Genomic DNA, 17516 nt, shown 5'->3' with positions numbered 1-17516 from the left:
TGCTTTTATAAACTTTTTACTAATAAGTAAGTTGTTGTTATTATTCCAAACAAAGAAATTACGGTTGTTAAGGTTTGTAAACCATTTAACCCTAATCCTGTGCTTTTTTGTTTTAATGGCTTCACGTAAATATAATCGTTCGGCTTTAAATAAAAATATGGTGAATTTATCACTTTAGCATCTGTTAAATCTAATGTTTCAGACTGATAACCAGTAGGAATTTTTCTCATTACTACAACATCTTTCTTATTTCCAGTAATTGGGATATCTCCAGAATTTGCAATAGCTTCTAAAATATTTAATTTATCCTGATATACTGTTTTAGTACCAGTACTTCCAATTTCCCCATTAATTGTGTATCTAATTCCTGCTAATTTTACATTAACAAAAAGATTTGAAGCAGGAGTAAAATATTCTTCTAATAACTTTTTTTCTAACAACTTACCAACTTCATCTACTGTTTGACCTTGTACATTAACCAAACCAATTACAGGAATTCTAATATTTCCAAAACCATCAATTTGATATCCGTCAAAGTATAATTGATCTTGATTAACTATTCCTGATGTATTATTTCCAGTTTTACTAAAAACCTCAACATCTTTATTATTATTCGATTTTATTTCTACAGAAAGAATATCGTCAACCTGAAGTCGATAAGGCTTGTAAGCATCTGCATTAATCTCAATATCAGCCACTCTATCTTTATTTTTCTCTAAATAAAGCGTGTCTTTAAAAGGTACACAAGAGGTTAATAATAGTGAAATGGTAATTATATTTAATATTCGTTTAAAAAACTTCATAGCATTATTTTAGATTTTACAAATATACTTTTTCCTTGTTAATTTAAAAGAATTACATTGATTTAATTGAGGATTCGAAAGGAATTCTGTGTAATAAGCTCCTTCCTAGTGTCACTTCATCTGCATATTCCAATTCATCACCTACGGAAATACCTCTAGCAATAGCGGAAACACTAATATTAAACTCTTTTATTTGCTTAAATATGTAAAAATTTGTGGTATCACCTTCCATTGTAGAACTTAATGCAAAAATAATTTCAGAAACCTTTTGTGCCTTCACTTTTTCTACTAATGTGTTTATATTTAATTGACTTGGAGAAACACCTTCAATTGGCGAAATTTTCCCACCTAAAACGTGATAAATTCCTTTATACATTCTAGTGTTTTCAATCGCCATAACGTCTCTAACATCTTCCACCACACAAACAATTGAATGATCACGAGTGGCATTATTACAAATTTCGCAAATAGCATTATCTGAAATATTATGACAACTTTGACAATAAATTATTTCGTTTCGCATTTTAGTTAATGCTTCCGTTAGCAATAGAGTTTGCTCACTTGGTTGTTTTAATAAATGCAAAACTAAACGCATAGCAGTTCGTTTACCAATTCCTGGTAACATTGCCACTTCATTAACCGCGTTTTCTAATAATTTTGATGAGAATTCCATTTTGCAAATATATTAAAAAGTAAAAACCTATTCACATTTCTGCAAATAGGTTTATTACTAATTCTATTTCGTTTTATTCGTTAACTTTAGCAGAAATAATGGCTCTTTTAGCTTCTTTACCAAATTTTTCTTTTACTGATGGTTCGTACATTGATGTTACAACAATACATTTGTTTTCATCTGAATGCTTTACTAATACTTCCATAAAAATTTCTTTATCATTTTCTACAGTAATATTACCCGAATAAAAAAAAACTTTTTTACCCGCATTATCAAATTCTCCTGTTTTTAAATTTTTAATACCTTCTGAAGGATCTTTTTTCATTTCAGCAATTAGTTCTGAATACTTTTTTGGGACAATCATACCAATTAAAGCCGCTTTTGGTTCATTTGAAAAATAGGCATTTCCTTCGTTTTCAGGATAAATAGATTTATTGAAATCCATATCAATTACAACTTCTGGAGCAATTTCTTCACTACCTTCTCCATCTTGAGCAACAGTAGTAAGCGACACCATAAATAATGCTAAAAAGTAAAACAACTTCTTTGTAAGTATATTTTTCATCCTTAAATAAATTAATTTTTTCAAATGTAAACAAATATGCTTTGAATTTGCATTATTCTGCTATTTTTGTAAAAAAAACTTATGCAGCCAATTACTATACTTTTATTTTTCTTATCGTACTTTATTGTTTTGTTCGGAATTTCGTATTTCATGAATAAAAAATCTGGAAGCAGTAACGATACTTTTTTTAAAGCGAATAGTAAATCACCTTGGTATTTGGTAGCATTTGGAATGATTGGAACCGCGCTTTCAGGTGTAACTTTTATTTCCGTACCTGGCGCAGTTGAAGCCAATCAATTTGCTTATTTTCAATTTATTCTAGGAAATGCAATTGGTTTTGTAATTGTCGCAACCGTATTATTGCCTTTATATTACAGACTAAACTTGACTTCAATTTACACCTATATTGAACAACGATTAGGTTATTTTAGTTATAAAACCGCTTCTTTTATTTTCTTATTGAGTAGAACAATTGGTTCAGCTTTCCGTTTATATTTGGTGGTTTTAGTTTTGCAACACTTTGTTTTCGATAAGTTTGGAATTCCTTTTTCTGCAACGGTTTTAATTAGCTTAGGATTAATTTTTGCTTACACTTATAAAGGTGGATTAAAAACCATTATTATCACCGATACTTTACAAACCGTATTTTTAGTTAGTTCGGTTTTCTTCACGATTTATTTTGTTTGTGATAGTTTAGATTTTGGTTTAAGTGAAGCGATTACACAAATTGACAACTCAAAATATTCTAAAATTTTCTTTTTTGAAGATTTCATTGGTTCGGGACAACATTTTGTAAAACAAATTTTAGGTGGGATTTTCGTAACTATTGCTATGGTTGGTTTAGACCAAGATTTGATGCAGAAAAATTTGAGCTGTAAAAACATCAAAGAAGCGCAGAAAAACATGTTTACTTTTACAGGAATTTTTGTGGTAATCAATTTATTTTTCTTGAGTGTTGGTGCCCTTTTATATTTATATGCAGCAAAAAACAACATTCCAGTTCCTATGTTAGATGGAGCTGTTAGAACCGATTTATTATTTCCTGAAATTGCTTTCAATCATTTTGCTTTAGTTCCAGCGGTTGTTTTTTTATTAGGATTAACAGCGGCAACTTTCGCAACAACTGATTCGGCTTTAACTGCTTTAACGACATCTTTTTGTATTGATTTCTTAGGAATGGAGAAAAAGGAAGAAACGAAAAACACGGTTAAAACAAGACATTTAGTTCACATTGGTTTTTCTTTGGCCATATTCGTCGTGATTCTGATATTTAATTCGTTAACCAATCAATCAGTTGTAAAACTGATTTTCAAAGTTGCGTCGTATACTTACGGACCTTTATTAGGATTATTTGCTTTTGGAATTTTGGTTAAACATCGTTCCGTAAAAGATAAATTGGTTCCTTTTATTTGTCTGCTATCACCAGCAATTACCTATTTAATTAGTATGAATTCTGGAATTGATGCAGAAGCTCCAAAACTAATTCCATACGCTTTTGCGGAAGAATTAATTATCGTAAACGGATTGATAACTTTTATAGGATTGTTTTTAATCAGTAAAAAAGAACAAACAATTTAAATTTTTTATCTAAATAAACTTCTCACAAGTTGAAAGTACAAATATTACAAATTGATAAACTTCAAACTGAAAGACTAATTCTTATCCCGTTTACAACACAAATTTGCAAAAATCTGATTCATAACAATTTTACGGATTTGCAAACTATCGGTTTAAAAAAAGGAAAAAGCTGGCCTGATGAGGATGTTTTAGAAACGTTACCAAAAATACTTACTAATTTATCTTTAGTTGAAGCACCAACAGGTTTTGAATCGTGGATGATTATCAAAAAGGACACCTTAGAAATAATTGGAGACCTTGGATTTAAAGGGTTTAATTACGAAAAAGAAAATATTGATATTGGTTATGGCGTTATAAAAGAAGAAAGAGGAAATGGCTATGCAGAAGAAGCCACAAAAACACTTATAAAATGGGCTTTTACCCAAGATATCGTTAAAGAAATAACGGCTCGCTGCTTGATTGACAATACAAGTTCTATCAAACTACTAAAAAAACTAAATTTCGAGATAACTAAAAATGACAATGAAATGATGCATTGGTCATTACAAAAAGATCAATAAATTTAATACTGATTCGTAGCTAACAAAACCAACGTACAAGCGACTTCAAAATCAATGTTATTTTTCTTTAAAATTTCGTAAAATTCTGGATTTTCAGTTCCTGGATTGAAAACGACACGTCTTGGTTTTAACGAAATAATATAATCATAATATTCCTGTTGGTTTTTCGGATTAAGATATAAGGTAACCGTATCAATTCCGCTAAAAGGAACTTTTGTCGTTTCAATTTTCACATCTAAAGCCATACCTTCTTTTGTTCCAATAGCTACAACTTGATGACTTTTATCAATTAAACTATGAATCGCTTTATAAGCATATCTTTCTTTGTTGGTGGTTGCGCCTAATACTAAAGTTTTCATATTGCAAGATTTTATTTTTATCTAAATTACTAAATGTTTTTTAATTTACATTTAAATAATTCTATTTTAAATTCTATCTTTGGTTAACAAGATATATTTGCAAAAAAACTATGGACATTTTTATTTATTTATTTGTTGCTTTATTTTCCGTTTTAAATCCAATTGGAACTGTTCCAATATTTGTAGGATTAACGCAAGGCTACACTTCTTCTGAACGCTCAAAAACTTCACTTGTTACTTCTATCAATGTCTTTATTATTTTAATAATATCTTTTTTTGTGGGTCAATACGTTTTATCCTTTTTCGGAATAACGATTACTGCGTTACGAATTGCGGGTGGAATTATCATTGCGAGTTCAGGTTTCTCCTTATTAAATGGAAATTTCAGCAAGAATAAAGGGATCAATAAAAAAGTACAAAAAGAAGCTGAAGCCCGTCAACATATTGCCTTAACACCTTTAGCTATGCCAATGTTAGCTGGTCCGGGTTCCATATCGCTATTAATTGCTTATTATCAAGAGTTAAGCGAATCAGGCGATGCAATTACATCAACGGAAATCTTATTTTCTTGTTTAGCTATTTTAGCAGTCGCAGCATTAATTTATATCGTTTTAAGAAGTGCACACTATTTAGCTAAGATTTTAGGTTCATCAGGAATCGTGGCAATTTCAAGAATCATTGGTTTCTTAACAATTGCAATTGGTATTCAATACATTATTAGTGCTACTTTAAGTATAATTAGAGGAATTTAATCGCACAATTTCAACACAACCTTTTTCAATTTTAACTTTTGTTTTACCCTAATAAAGTTTAAAATATCGTATCTTCATAGAAATAATTCTATATGAAGATTTTACTAACTGGTGCCAATGGTTATGTTTCTAGACGATTATTACCTGAACTTTTACTTTTAGGTCATGATGTAGTATGCGCGGTTAGAGACAAAAACCGATTAGGAATTGACGACGAAATGTTGCAAAAAATTTCCATTTGGGAAGTTGATTTCACAAAACCTTATGAAGAAACAGCTATCTTAAACGGTGTAGATATCGCCTATTATATGATTCACTCTATGTCGACATCAATCGGAGACTTCGATGAATTAGAAAAAACTTCAGCTAAAAATTTCAATAAATATTTAGATAATTCCACTATCAAACAAGTGATTTATTTGAGCGGAATTGTGAATAATAATTCCCTTTCAAAACATTTACAATCTCGTTTAAATGTAGAACAAATTTTATTTTCTGGAAGGTATAATTTAACGGTTTTACGAGCTGGAATTATTGTAGGTTCTGGAAGTTCTTCTTTTGAAATTATTAGAGATTTATGTGAGAAATTACCAATTATGATCGCACCAAAATGGGTTTTAACTCGAACACATCCTATTGCGATTAGAGATGTTTTAAAATATTTAATAGGCGTTATTGAAAACCCGAAAACGTATAATAAATCTTTTGATGTTGCCGGACCAAACATTCTGACCTACAAACAATTGATGGAACAATATGCAGAAGTTAGAAACTTGAATTTAAAAGTTTATAATTTTCCATTAATGACTCCGAGATTGTCCTCATATTGGTTATTTTTTGTGACCTCAACTTCTTATTATTTAGCGGTGAATTTAATCAACAGTTTGAAAGTAGAAGTGATTGCAAAAGATTCAGAAATAAAAAAAATCATTCCGTTTGAAGGGACAACCTACAAAGAAGCGATACGATTAGCGTTTGATAAAATTGAACAAAATTCTGTAATTTCGAGTTGGAAAGACAGTTTAACTAGCAGTCGATTGAATCAACCTCTTTCTAATTATATACAAATTCCAAAATATGGTTGCTTTAAAGATAAAAAGAGAATCAAAATTACCAATACAGAACAAACTTTAGAAAACATTTGGTCTATTGGAGGCCATCGAGGTTGGTATTATGCGACTTGGATTTGGAACATTAGAGGAATTTTAGATAAAGCTTTTGGCGGAATTGGTATTCGTAGAGGAAGAACACATCCAACTCAATTAGACAATGGTGATGCTTTAGATTTTTGGCGTGTATTATTAGCTGATAAAGAAAATAAACGTTTGTTATTATTTGCAGAAATGAAAGTTCCAGGCGAAGCTTGGCTAGAATTTAGAATTGACAAAACCAACACCTTACATCAAACGGCAACTTTCAGACCACATGGTATTTGGGGCAGATTATATTGGTATGCGATGTTACCTTTTCATTATTTTATTTTCGATGGGATGATAAAAAACATAAACAAGTTTAAAACCACATCTAAATAAAAAATCCCGATTTCTTACTTGAAATCGGGGTTTTCTTATCTATTAATTGGTTATTCTACTTTCGGTAAGAAAACTTCAGCCATCATACAACGAGCGCTTCCGCCTCCACAAGCTTCAATAGTATCTAAATTGACGTGTAAAATTTCGCAGTGTTTTTCAATTTTATCAATTTGAGTTTTTGTTAAACTTTTAAAAGCAGCATCACTCATGATTAAGTAACGTTTATCTTCCTTACCTCGAACTTGTAACATGTTTCCAGCGAAGTTGTTTACTTGTTCTTCCGTGATTAAAATAATTTCTTTTCCGTCTGCTTTTAGGTTTTCCAAAACCATTTTGCGTTCTTTTTTATCGTCAATACTATCTGCGCAAATTATAGCAAAAGTTTCTGCAACACTCATCATTACATTAGTATGATATATCGCTTTTCTTTCACCATTTACAGTTTGGAATGCTTCGAAAATAATTGGCGACATGTCAAAATCTTCACAAAACTCAATGAATAATTCTTCATCAGCTCTTGGAGAAAGTGCGCAATAGGCTTTATTGAATTCTCTATCTAAAATTAAACTTCCAGTCCCTTCTAAATACACATTATCTTCTTCTGCAGAAGTATAATCCATAATTTCAGTGATTTCAAAACCTTTATCTTCCAAAACATCTAAGATATCTTCACGACGTTCTAATCTTCTGTTTTCGGCAAACATTGGATATAAAGCAACATCACCAGTCTCGTGAAATGAAATCCAATTGTTTGGAAAAATACTATCTGGAGTATCTGGTTCTTTTTTATCCTGAATCACAACTACGTTTACACCAACGCTTTTTAGTTTTTCAACATAAGCATCAAATTCTTGAATCGCTTTAAAGTTTACTGTTTCTGGATTCCCATGTTCTAAAACTTTTTGGTAATAGTTGTTCACAGCTGTTTGTTCGTTCATGCGAAATGACACAGGACGAATCATTAATACGGTGTTGGTAGTTTGTCTCATTTTTTTATTTGTTAAGAATCAGAAAATTCATATTTAAAAGCGTATTTTTTTAATTAAAATTAATCATTTAAAGTATTAATTACAGACTCGACTAAATTCATCGTTACTTCTGCCATTTTATTGACTTTCTCATCTAAACAAGGATTAACCTCAACAAATTCGATACAAACTGTCTTTTCATTTTTGGCTAATAACGTTAAGATTTCATTGGCTTCTTCAGGACGTAAACCGTTTTTAACTGGAGTTCCTGTTCCATGAGAAGTCAAATCTGGATCCATTGAATCTACATCAAAAGAAACATAGATGCTATCACAATCGGCTAATTTCGTTTCAATTTCGTTCATTATAGTAGACACTCCTTTTGCTCGAACTTCAGCAACAGGATAATTTTTCATTTGGAGACGCTCCATTATTTTATTTTCCTGATCTTCGGTATCTCTAACAGCAATATATACAACATCTTCCGCTAATGCTTTAGGAGCAATTCCACCTACCTGCTTTAATTTTTCCCAATATTGAATTGTATCTTCAGATAATTCATTCAATTTACAAGGCAAATTATCTTCATTAAGAACAGTAGCTAAAGGCATTCCGTGAATATTTCCAGAAGGAGTAGTATAAGGTGTGTGAATATCAGCATGCGCATCAATCCAAACAATTCCGATTCTTTTAGTTGGGAAAGCAGATTTAATTCCTGCTAAAGTTCCACCTGCTGAACCGTGATCGGCAGCTAAAACCAGTGGGAATTTATGATTTAAAAGTAAGGTTGACACTTTGTCATTTAACGAATTATAAACATCCAATAATCCGTCAATTCGTTTTGCGAATTTGTATTCTGTCGGACGGTCTAATAAGTAATTTACCTCTTTAATTTCTTCTATTGGATACTTAACAAAAAATGATTTTTGATTTTTCCTAGCGGCTGTAAAAATGGCATCTGGCCCAAGAGAAGCTCCCCGTGTTCCGGCTGTGATTTCAGACCGATTTATTAAAAGTACAATATCTTTGCTCATAAATTTATAATGTTGCTTATTTTACAAATATAGAAAATTGAAAACGATTGAGAAAGTTTGAAAGTTGCTTTTACATTAATTATTCAATTGTTAGCAAATTATTAATTTTTATTACCTAAAAATTTTATGTTGCATATTGATTACTAATATTTTATCTTTGAGAAAACTAAAAATTAATTTACTATGGGATTATCAAATTTTTTTAGCTCTTTGTTTGGAAAAGCTAAACAAACTGCAGAAAGTGCAAGTGAAAATATTTCTGAATTTGCAGATTCTGCAATGGATAAGGCTACAGAAGTTGTGGCTGATGTAAAAGAAAAAGTAGAAGAAGTTGCTGAAACAGCTTCTGCAAAATTAGAAGAAATGGGTGTGCCAGAACAAGTTTCGCAATTGGTAGATTCTGCAAAAGATAAAATTACTGAAGTAACAAATTGGGCGGAAGAAAAAGCTGAAGTTGCTAAAGAAAAAATTGCTGAAGTTGTGGAAACAGTAGAGGCTAAAGTAGAAGACTTAAAAGGAAACAAAGAAGAAACTCCTACTGAAGAAGCATAAAAAATACAAAAATAAATTAAAAAGGCTCCGAAATTTCGGAGCCTTTTTATTTATAGATTTAGTTTACCTACAATTTTCTTAATGTCTTGTTCTTTAGATTTCGGATAAATAAAAAGTACATTTTCCTTATCTACAATAATATAATCTCTCAAACCATCAATAACTACTAGTTTTTTACCTTCTGTTCTGATGATGTTATGAGTGGCGTTTTCTAAATAAACAGTAGCATTAACAATGGCATTATTTGCTTCGTCTTTGTCTAATTTATCGTATAATGAACCCCAAGTTCCTAAATCATTCCAATCAAAAGTAGCTGATAAAACAAACACATTTTGTGCTTTTTCCAAAATCGCATAATCAATTGAAATATTTTCTGCTAACGGATAATTTTCAGTAATAAAAGTTTTTTCATCAGTTGTATTGTAGGCATCATATCCTTTTAAGAAATGTTCGTACATTTCTGGTTGAAACTTTTCAAAAGCTGTAACTATTGATTTCACACTCCAAATAAAAATCCCTGCATTCCATAAGAAATTTCTACTCTGAATGAATTTTTGAGCGGTTTTATAATCTGGTTTTTCTCTAAACTGAACTACTTTTTTAATCAATCGAGAATCTAATTTATCGTATTCAATATAACCATAACCCGTGTTTGGAAAAGTAGGCAAAATACCTAAAGTCATTAACGTATCTTGGGTTTCACAATAATTAAATGATTGTTTTAAATTGGCAGCAAATTGCATTTCATCTTCAATCCAATGGTCACTTGGCGCCACTAAAATTAAAGCATCTGGGTTTAGTTTTTTTATTTTTAATGAAGCGTACAAAATACATGGTGCTGTATTTCGCATGGCTGGTTCCAAAATAACTTGTTCTTGTGTGACAGAAGGAAGTTGTTCTAAAACAATATCGTTATAACTTTCGTTAGTAAGAATTAAAATATTTTCTTTTGGAATAATTTGAGATAAACGACTAAATGTTTTCTGAATTAGCGTTTCACCCGTTCCTAACATATCATGAAATTGTTTCGGATATTCAGCTGTACTTACTGGCCAAAACCTAGAACCTACTCCACCTGCCATTAATATGGCGTAATAATTTTTATTCATCTATTCTATCTTTGTCTTCTTCTATTAATTCTTCATCTCTTAATTTATAAAAAGAGCCTTTTATTGTTTTATATTTTCCTGTGATATCAATTATTTTATCATCAGATAAATTTCTAATCTTAATCCCAGTTTCAAAACTATTGTCTTCGGAATGGTAATTTTTATATATTGTATAACTGAAATTATTAATTTGAAAAAAAATAGATTCTAATTCCATTCCAGCATTTTGTTTTCCGCCACCTCTTAAATAATGTCCGTAAGTAAATTTACTCCAACTTTCTATATTTTTCTCAGGATATTCTAATTCAATTTTTTCTTTTGTTCCAAAACGATATACAATATATTCGTTTTCTTTATCTTTAGCTAAAACTAATTTTTTACCGTTTTTAGTATTAAATGAAAAAATTAATTCTTCATTTTCTAAAATATAATTTTGAGCATTACTTAAAAGGCTATTGAAAATAAATACTATTAAAAGATATTTTTTCATTTTAATTTGAAATCACTTCTACTTCTGCATTGGGTTGAAACAAGAACATTCTACCTGAACTTACTTCTAAACATTCGTATCGTTTGACACGTAATGCAATCTTTTTAAATACTTTCCCGTTTTTAATTCGGAACGTACTCCCGTATGGAATTTCAAAGATATAATTATTCTCTGTATTTCTCTCATCAAATTGTTTTAAAGCTAAGGACAAAGTCGCATCCGTATCAGAACTCGCTTTTGGATTTCTGAAATGCCTTGCCATTAAAGGTAAAATTTGATGTGGAAAAATTTCTGGACGAATAAAAGGAATCATTAAATGCTGAAATGTAATTTTCCATTCCGTACCGTGTGGTAAAATATTTCTACCATATTTTTCAAAAGCTACCAAATGTGCGATTTCATGAATTAACGTCATTAAAAATCGGTATTTATTCAAATTAGCATTTACCGTAATTTGATGAAAACCATCAGGATATCTACGATAATCGCCATGACGTGTATTTCGTTCATTGACAATTTTCAAGTGCACCTGATTTTGTTTAATCAGTTCGAAAACTGGTTCCACAGCGTGTTCTGGTAAATATTTTTGTAATACGTCTGACATTAATTATTTATTGTTATTCTTTAATCCTAATATTGATTTGGCATTACTTTCCGTTATCACTTTTTTTCCAGTTTTTGCTTCTAATTCTTTTCTAGCAACATTAGCTACATTTCCACCTTGTTCAGCTACTATTTTATTTTCTTCAAAAGTCTCTGGATTTACTGCTTGCGAAATATCTTTTGCTGATGCTTCTGCCAACATATTTAAAATCAACTCGGTATTTGTCATGTTGTCCCGAAGATTCTCCTTCTTTAAACCTTTTAAAATTTTATATTCTTTTGTCGTTTTATCTGACCAAGCTTTTGAAATTATATCGGTTAAAATGGCAAATTGTTGCCCTTCTTTTACACCTCTGTTTTTCCATTCATCCGTTAATTCTTTTCGGATTTCAATACTTTTTAAGCGTTGATTTATCCAGCTTTCAGAATAACCTAATTGCAAATATTGCTCCAAAGCCCTATCAATTGTAAGTTCTGGATCTTGCATTTCATCTAATCTCTCTGCTGCGATTTGTGCTAACCAAAGTTTAAATGGTTCTGCTTTTGGCGACGGAACAGATTGTATTAAACGAAATAATTGTTCCACATGAGCAACATCCGTTTTGTAAAATTTACCATCTGAGGATTGCATTTTCAGTTGTCCGATATTTTCGGACAACTGACTTCCTTCTTTTTCTAATTTCTTTTTTAAGTCGCCCCAATATTTCCTTGGACGGTCACTTCCCGTTAGAATTTCTATTACATCAATAATAGAAATAAACCATTTTTCTTGTTCAGCATCCCAAACAGTTCTTACTTTTTTGTCTTCAAATAATTGAATGGCGTTTAATTTAGTCATAGGTGTATAGTTTAATTTGAATTACAATTTACAAAAAACCTTAAGGCGTTGTAGAACTCACCTGCAACACTTTTCCGTTATAATATTTGTTTCCAGTTAAGGCGAAATTATAAATATAATCGGCCATTTCTTTTGCTGAAAGTGGTGCTTCATAACCAGGAAAAGCTTCTTGCAACATTTCTGTATTTACGGATCCAAGTGCTAAAACATTGAACGCAATTCCGTTTTCTTTATATTCTTCTGCTAGTAATTCCGACAATGTAATTACTGCTCCTTTGCTTGAACTGTAGGCTGAAAGTCCTGCGAATTTCATACTTCCTTGGATGCCGCCCATAGAACTTATGGTTACAACATGACTTCCTTTCTCCATAAACGGAATACAGATTTTGGTTAATTCGGCAACAGCAAAAACATTTACTTTATAGATATTTTGAAATTCTTGTGTGGTAATTTCAGTAAAATTTTTATGCAATAAACTTCCTGCATTATGGATTAACACGTCTACTTTTTTCAAAGTTTTCGAAATGAATTCATTCACTTGTTGCAACTGATTTTCGTCTGAAATATCAATTGGCAAACAGGTAATATTTTCGTGTTCGATTAAAATTTGTGGTGTTTTACGAGAAATTGCTAAAACGTTGTAACCTGCATTTGCGAACTGCAAGGCCATTTCATAGCCAATTCCACGAGAAGTTCCTGTAATGATTATATTTTTATTTTGCATTTAATTTGATTTCTTTAGTTGGTGCATTCATCATTTTTTCTAAAACTGGAATTGTTTTATTTACGACAGTAGTAATATGTGCTGTATTCATCAATTCGAATTCGTCATCTGGTTGGTGATAAAAGTCGAAATTTTCAAAATCGAAAGTGGAAACCGTTTGAGCTGGCACATTAAATTCGTCATAAAAAGGAAAATTATCTGACGCTCTAAATAACATATATTTCGTTTCAGCTGGTATATAACCCACTAATTTATCTCCAGAATATTCGTTCATTTTGGCAGCCATATTACTTTTTCCAAAACCGGTAATATACATTAGCATATCTCTATTTTGCATAGGAACGCCAACCATTTCGTAATTGAACATGAAATATAAATTCATATTTTGTTGTTTCAATTTTGCTGCTAAATGTTTAGAACCTAGTAATCCTTTTTCTTCAGCAGAAAAGAACACAAACAACAAACTTCTTTTGTTAGATTTTGCTTTCGCGAAGTATTTCGCAACTTCTGAAACTGATGTAGTTCCTGCAGCGTTATCGTTGGCTCCATTAGCAATATCGTCTCCATTTACGGCAGAAATTTTACCAATATGATCATAATGTGCACCAATAATTACAAATTCGTTTTTTAAAACTGGATCCGTTCCTTCAATATAGCCTACAATATTATATGATGTTTTTTCAAAATTCGAAAGTGTATCACGATAGGTTTTGAAATAGGGTTTGATACCGTTTTCTTTTAACAGATTTTCAAGGTAAATGGATGCTTTTTCGATGCCTTTACTTCCAGAATCTCTTCCTTCCAATTCATCTGAAGTTAAATATTTTAATGTTTTAGAAACATTAGCTTCTTGAGCAAAAGCAATTACTTCTTTAGACTTATTTTCTTGCACTTCTGAAATCACATCAGGAGTTGGAATCATTTTAGCGGGTCCGCAAGATGCAATTAGTAATCCAAAAGCAATTAGTGAAATTTTGTTCATATTTTTAAATTTTAGTAAAAATAAAAAAATCCCGTCAAGTATTTACAAGACGGGATTTTTATTTATGTATTTTATGAAAATTTTATGCTAACATTGTAACTGGATTTTCAATAAATTGTTTTAATGTTTGTAAAAATTGAGCTCCAGTTGCGCCATCAATTGTTCTGTGATCGCAAGCTAAAGAAAGCATCATCGTATTTCCTACGACAATTTGTCCGTCTTTCACTACTGGTTTTTCAACAATTGCTCCAACAGATAAAATTGCAGAGTTAGGTTGATTTATGATTGAATTAAATTCTGTAATTCCAAACATACCTAAGTTAGAAATCGTAAACGTACTACCTTCCATTTCTGTAGGTAATAATTTTTTAGATTTCGCTCTACCTGCTAAATCACGAACTCCAGCACCAATTTGAGACAAACTCATTTGGTCTGTAAAGTTTAAAACAGGAACTACTAATCCGTCTTCCACAGCTACAGCTACACCAATATTCACGTGATGATTGATAAGAATTGACTCTTCTCTCCATTGTGAATTAATTTTTGGATGCTTTTTTAATGCCATTGCCGATGCTTTAATCACCATATCATTAAATGAAACTTTTGTATCTGGAACTGTATTAATTACAACTCTAGATTTCATTGCTTCATCCATAGCCACCTCAATTACTAAATTGTAATGTGGTGCTGTAAATAATGATTCTGCTAATCGTTTCGCTATAATTTTTCGCATTTGCGAATTCTTAATTTCTTCTGTAAATTTTTCTCCGTTTGGAACAAATACTTTTGCTGCAGCTGGAGTTTCTTTTGCTTCAACAACTGTTTGAGCCGGAGCGCTAGCTGTTGATGGAGTAAAGTTTTCTACATCTGATTTTGTAATTCTTCCGTTTTCACCAGAACCTTTCACTTGAGATAAGTTGATTCCTTTATCAGAAGCTATTTTTTTAGCTAATGGCGAGGCGAAAATTCTATCATTTGAGTTAGAAGCTGGAAGTTGGGTGTTTGAAGTTGTTTCAGTTTGCGTAGATGATTTAACTTCTTCAGCTTTTGGAGCTTCAGCGTTTCCACCAACTGAATAATTTGTAGCAATTGCAGAAACATCAGTACCTGCTGGACCTAAGATTGCTAAAATGGTATCAACTGGAGCTGTTCCTCCTTCTTCAACACCAATATATAATAAAGTACCTGCATTGAAAGATTCGAATTCCATTGTAGCTTTATCCGTTTCGATTTCTGCTAAAATATCTCCTTCTTTTACAGTATCACCTACTTTTTTCAACCAAGTTGCAACTGTTCCTGTTGTCATTGTATCAGACAAACGAGGCATAGTTACTACTTTTACACCTGCTGGAATTTCAGCTTTAGTAGTTGTTGCAGCTGGAGCTTCAGCTTTCACTTCTGTAACTGGAGCAGCTTCTTCTTTTGGAGCGCCGCCAGATAATAATGCAGAAATATCTTCTCCTGCTTTACCAACAATTGCTAATAAAGAATCAACTGGTGCCGATTCTCCTTCTTGAATTCCGATGTGTAATAAAACCCCATCATAGAAAGATTCAAATTCCATTGTAGCTTTATCTGTTTCGATTTCAGCTAAAATTTCACCTGTTTTAATTGTATCACCCACTTTTTTCAACCAAGTTGCTACCACTCCTTCAGTCATGGTATCACTTAAACGGGGCATTGTAATTACTGTTGCCATAATTATAGTCTGTGAGGAATAAATGGATAATTTTCTTGATCGTAAACTACATCATATAATTGTTGTGCTTCTGGGAAAGGAGATTCTTCAGCGAATTTTTCACATTCAGCTACTAAATCATTTACTCTTTGATCCATAGCTTCGATTTCCGCTTCAGTAGCGTAATTGTTTTCTTTGATGATATCTAAAACTTGAGTAATTGGATCGATTTTTTTGTATTCTTCCACCTCATCTTTAGTTCTATAATGCTGTGCATCTGACATAGAGTGACCTCTATATCTGTATGTTTTCATTTCTAAGAAAGTTGGTCCGTCTCCACGACGTGCTCTTTCCATTGCTTCATGCATAGCTTCAGCAACTTTTACTGGATTCATTCCGTCAACTGGTCCAGAAGGCATTTCATACCCTAAACCTAATTTCCAAATATCTGTATGATTGGCAGTTCTTTCAACAGAAGTTCCCATCGCATATCCATTGTTTTCACAAATAAACACTACTGGTAATTTCCATAACATTGCCATATTGAAAGCTTCGTGTAAGGAACCTTGACGTGCAGCACCATCTCCAAAATAAGTTAAAGTAACTCCACCAGTTTCAAAATATTTATCAGCGAAAGCCATACCAGCACCAACAGGAATTTGCGCTCCAACGATACCATGACCTCCATAAAAACCGTGTTCTTTAGCAAAAATATGCATAGATCCACCCATACCTTTTGAAGTACCAGTAACCTTACCTAACAATTCTGCCATTACTGCTTTTGGATCCACACCCATACCAATTGGTTGTACGTGATTTCTGTAAGCTGTAATCATTTTATCTTTTCCGCCTAACTCCATAGCATGTAATGCACCTGCTAAAACAGCTTCTTGTCCATTATATAAATGAAGAAATCCTCTTACTTTTTGTTGTATATATAACGCAGCTAATTTGTCTTCAAACTTTCTCCAAAACTGCATTTCTTCATACCATTTTAGATATACTTCTTTTGTAATTGGTTTCATATGTGTTTTTTTATTTTTTTTCGAACCACAAAAATACTACAACGTATTTTATTCTAAAAATTAATTGCGGTTTAAATTTAGAATTTAATCAATTTAATGTAAATTTTGCGAACGAATTTGTTATAGATTACTTTTATCGAACATGAAAGGTAATAAATTTTTCAAAGAATCTGATTTATACACTTCACCTTTTGCTCCCATAAAATATATTTCGATTGGTAAGTCTTGTTTAATTTCGTACTCAGCAATTGATTGTCGACAAGAACCACATGGAGGAATTGGATTTTCTGAATCTCTATCTGAAGGTGTTGCAGTAATAAAAAGTTTCACAATTTTATTATTTGGATAATTTGCACCTGCATAGAAAATTACAACTCTTTCAGCACAAAGTCCGGAAGGATAAGCTGCATTTTCTTGATTAGAACCCTGTAAAACCATTCCATTATCCAAAACTATTGCAGCTCCTACTTGAAATTTAGAATAAGGAGCATAAGCTTTCTTTCTAATTTCAATAGCTTGATTCATATATTCTTTTTCTGATTGCGATAATTCATCGAAAGATTCGAAAACTGATAATTTAGTTTCTATTTGGATTTCCTTCATACTTTTGCTCTATATTATTAAATTTTTTAGGAAAAAAAATCCAAATTCAAAAAAAATTGAATTTGGATTAAAGTTTATTTTTATATCT

Annotated in this window: 20 protein-coding genes; 5 read left to right on the top strand and 15 right to left on the bottom strand. The window is 31.5% G+C overall.

Translation table 11 applies throughout. The features are described from left to right. Positions 1–5: 5 nt before the first annotated feature. The 3 genes from G6N05_RS00200 to G6N05_RS00190 all read right to left on the bottom strand — a co-directional run bounded on the left by G6N05_RS00200 (position 6) and on the right by G6N05_RS00190 (position 2041). A complete protein-coding gene (locus tag G6N05_RS00200; protein ID WP_166124541.1) occupies positions 6–803 on the bottom strand; it encodes a polysaccharide biosynthesis/export family protein in 798 nt (265 codons plus the stop codon). 52 nt (positions 804–855) lie between these two features. Then, on the bottom strand, positions 856–1476 hold the full coding sequence (recR, locus tag G6N05_RS00195) for a recombination mediator RecR (RefSeq protein ID WP_166124539.1): 621 nt from the start codon (positions 1474–1476) through the stop codon (positions 856–858). Positions 1477–1549: 73 nt separating this feature from the next. Beyond that, positions 1550–2041, bottom strand: coding sequence for a hypothetical protein (locus G6N05_RS00190; RefSeq protein ID WP_166124537.1), 492 nt, complete (start codon positions 2039–2041; stop codon positions 1550–1552). Between the two features lie 81 nt (positions 2042–2122). Here G6N05_RS00190 and G6N05_RS00185 point away from each other — a divergent pair, with 81 nt between their 5' ends. After that, positions 2123–3619, top strand: coding sequence for a sodium:solute symporter (locus G6N05_RS00185; RefSeq protein ID WP_166124535.1), 1497 nt, complete (start codon positions 2123–2125; stop codon positions 3617–3619). A gap of 29 nt (positions 3620–3648) precedes the next feature. Continuing rightward, complete coding sequence (locus G6N05_RS00180) at positions 3649–4179, top strand: GNAT family N-acetyltransferase (RefSeq protein ID WP_166124533.1); 531 nt, start codon at positions 3649–3651, stop codon at positions 4177–4179. 2 nt (positions 4180–4181) lie between these two features. Here G6N05_RS00180 and G6N05_RS00175 read toward each other — a convergent pair whose 3' ends face one another. Next, positions 4182–4538, bottom strand: a complete 357-nt coding sequence (locus tag G6N05_RS00175) for a CoA-binding protein (RefSeq protein ID WP_166124531.1) — start codon at positions 4536–4538, stop codon at positions 4182–4184. A 110-nt stretch (positions 4539–4648) separates the two neighbouring features. Here G6N05_RS00175 and G6N05_RS00170 point away from each other — a divergent pair, with 110 nt between their 5' ends. Both G6N05_RS00170 and G6N05_RS00165 read left to right on the top strand, forming a co-directional pair. Continuing rightward, positions 4649–5290, top strand: coding sequence for a MarC family NAAT transporter (locus G6N05_RS00170; protein ID WP_166124529.1), 642 nt, complete (start codon positions 4649–4651; stop codon positions 5288–5290). A gap of 92 nt (positions 5291–5382) precedes the next feature. Further along, positions 5383–6822, top strand: coding sequence for an SDR family oxidoreductase (locus G6N05_RS00165; protein WP_166124527.1), 1440 nt, complete (start codon positions 5383–5385; stop codon positions 6820–6822). A gap of 50 nt (positions 6823–6872) precedes the next feature. Here the strand turns inward: G6N05_RS00165 and ctlX are convergent, their stop codons facing one another. After that, positions 6873–7811: a citrulline utilization hydrolase CtlX gene (ctlX, locus tag G6N05_RS00160; RefSeq protein ID WP_166124525.1), complete on the bottom strand. Its 939-nt coding sequence runs from the start codon at positions 7809–7811 to the stop codon at positions 6873–6875. A 59-nt stretch (positions 7812–7870) separates the two neighbouring features. After that, positions 7871–8824 (bottom strand): arginase, encoded by a 954-nt coding sequence (locus G6N05_RS00155; protein ID WP_166124523.1) that lies wholly within the window; start codon positions 8822–8824, stop codon positions 7871–7873. Positions 8825–9007: 183 nt separating this feature from the next. On the opposite strand from G6N05_RS00155, the gene G6N05_RS00150 reads away from it, so the two are divergent. Beyond that, a complete protein-coding gene (locus tag G6N05_RS00150) occupies positions 9008–9376 on the top strand; it encodes a hypothetical protein (RefSeq protein WP_166124521.1) in 369 nt (122 codons plus the stop codon). Positions 9377–9426: 50 nt separating this feature from the next. Here G6N05_RS00150 and G6N05_RS00145 read toward each other — a convergent pair whose 3' ends face one another. The 9 genes from G6N05_RS00145 to cdd form a co-directional block, all read right to left on the bottom strand. Continuing rightward, on the bottom strand, positions 9427–10485 hold the full coding sequence (locus G6N05_RS00145) for a mannose-1-phosphate guanylyltransferase (RefSeq protein WP_166124519.1): 1059 nt from the start codon (positions 10483–10485) through the stop codon (positions 9427–9429). Next, complete coding sequence (locus G6N05_RS00140) at positions 10478–10975, bottom strand: hypothetical protein (protein WP_166124517.1); 498 nt, start codon at positions 10973–10975, stop codon at positions 10478–10480. Before G6N05_RS00140 ends, G6N05_RS00145 begins: the two co-directional genes overlap by 8 nt. A 1-nt stretch (position 10976) precedes the next feature. Further along, a complete protein-coding gene (locus G6N05_RS00135) occupies positions 10977–11579 on the bottom strand; it encodes a SprT-like domain-containing protein (protein ID WP_166124515.1) in 603 nt (200 codons plus the stop codon). 3 nt (positions 11580–11582) lie between these two features. Continuing rightward, positions 11583–12416: a BRO family protein gene (locus G6N05_RS00130; protein WP_166124513.1), complete on the bottom strand. Its 834-nt coding sequence runs from the start codon at positions 12414–12416 to the stop codon at positions 11583–11585. 40 nt (positions 12417–12456) lie between these two features. Continuing rightward, entirely contained in the window at positions 12457–13140 is a 684-nt protein-coding gene (locus G6N05_RS00125; protein WP_166124511.1) for an SDR family NAD(P)-dependent oxidoreductase, read from the bottom strand. Continuing rightward, the gene (locus G6N05_RS00120; RefSeq protein WP_166124509.1) at positions 13130–14122 is read right to left on the bottom strand and encodes a M28 family metallopeptidase; all 993 of its coding nucleotides are present in this window, start codon (positions 14120–14122) and stop codon (positions 13130–13132) included. Before G6N05_RS00120 ends, G6N05_RS00125 begins: the two co-directional genes overlap by 11 nt. An 82-nt stretch (positions 14123–14204) precedes the next feature. Beyond that, the gene (locus G6N05_RS00115; protein ID WP_166124507.1) at positions 14205–15821 is read right to left on the bottom strand and encodes a pyruvate dehydrogenase complex dihydrolipoamide acetyltransferase; all 1617 of its coding nucleotides are present in this window, start codon (positions 15819–15821) and stop codon (positions 14205–14207) included. A 2-nt stretch (positions 15822–15823) separates the two neighbouring features. Then, a complete protein-coding gene (gene pdhA, locus G6N05_RS00110) occupies positions 15824–16825 on the bottom strand; it encodes a pyruvate dehydrogenase (acetyl-transferring) E1 component subunit alpha (RefSeq protein WP_166124505.1) in 1002 nt (333 codons plus the stop codon). A gap of 120 nt (positions 16826–16945) precedes the next feature. Further along, positions 16946–17428: a cytidine deaminase gene (cdd, locus tag G6N05_RS00105; protein ID WP_166124503.1), complete on the bottom strand. Its 483-nt coding sequence runs from the start codon at positions 17426–17428 to the stop codon at positions 16946–16948. Positions 17429–17516: the final 88 nt, after the last annotated feature.

Source organism: Flavobacterium bernardetii (assembly GCF_011305415.1).
Classification (GTDB): Bacteria; Bacteroidota; Bacteroidia; order Flavobacteriales; family Flavobacteriaceae; genus Flavobacterium; species Flavobacterium bernardetii.
This window is presented reverse-complemented; position numbering and strand designations above follow the sequence as displayed.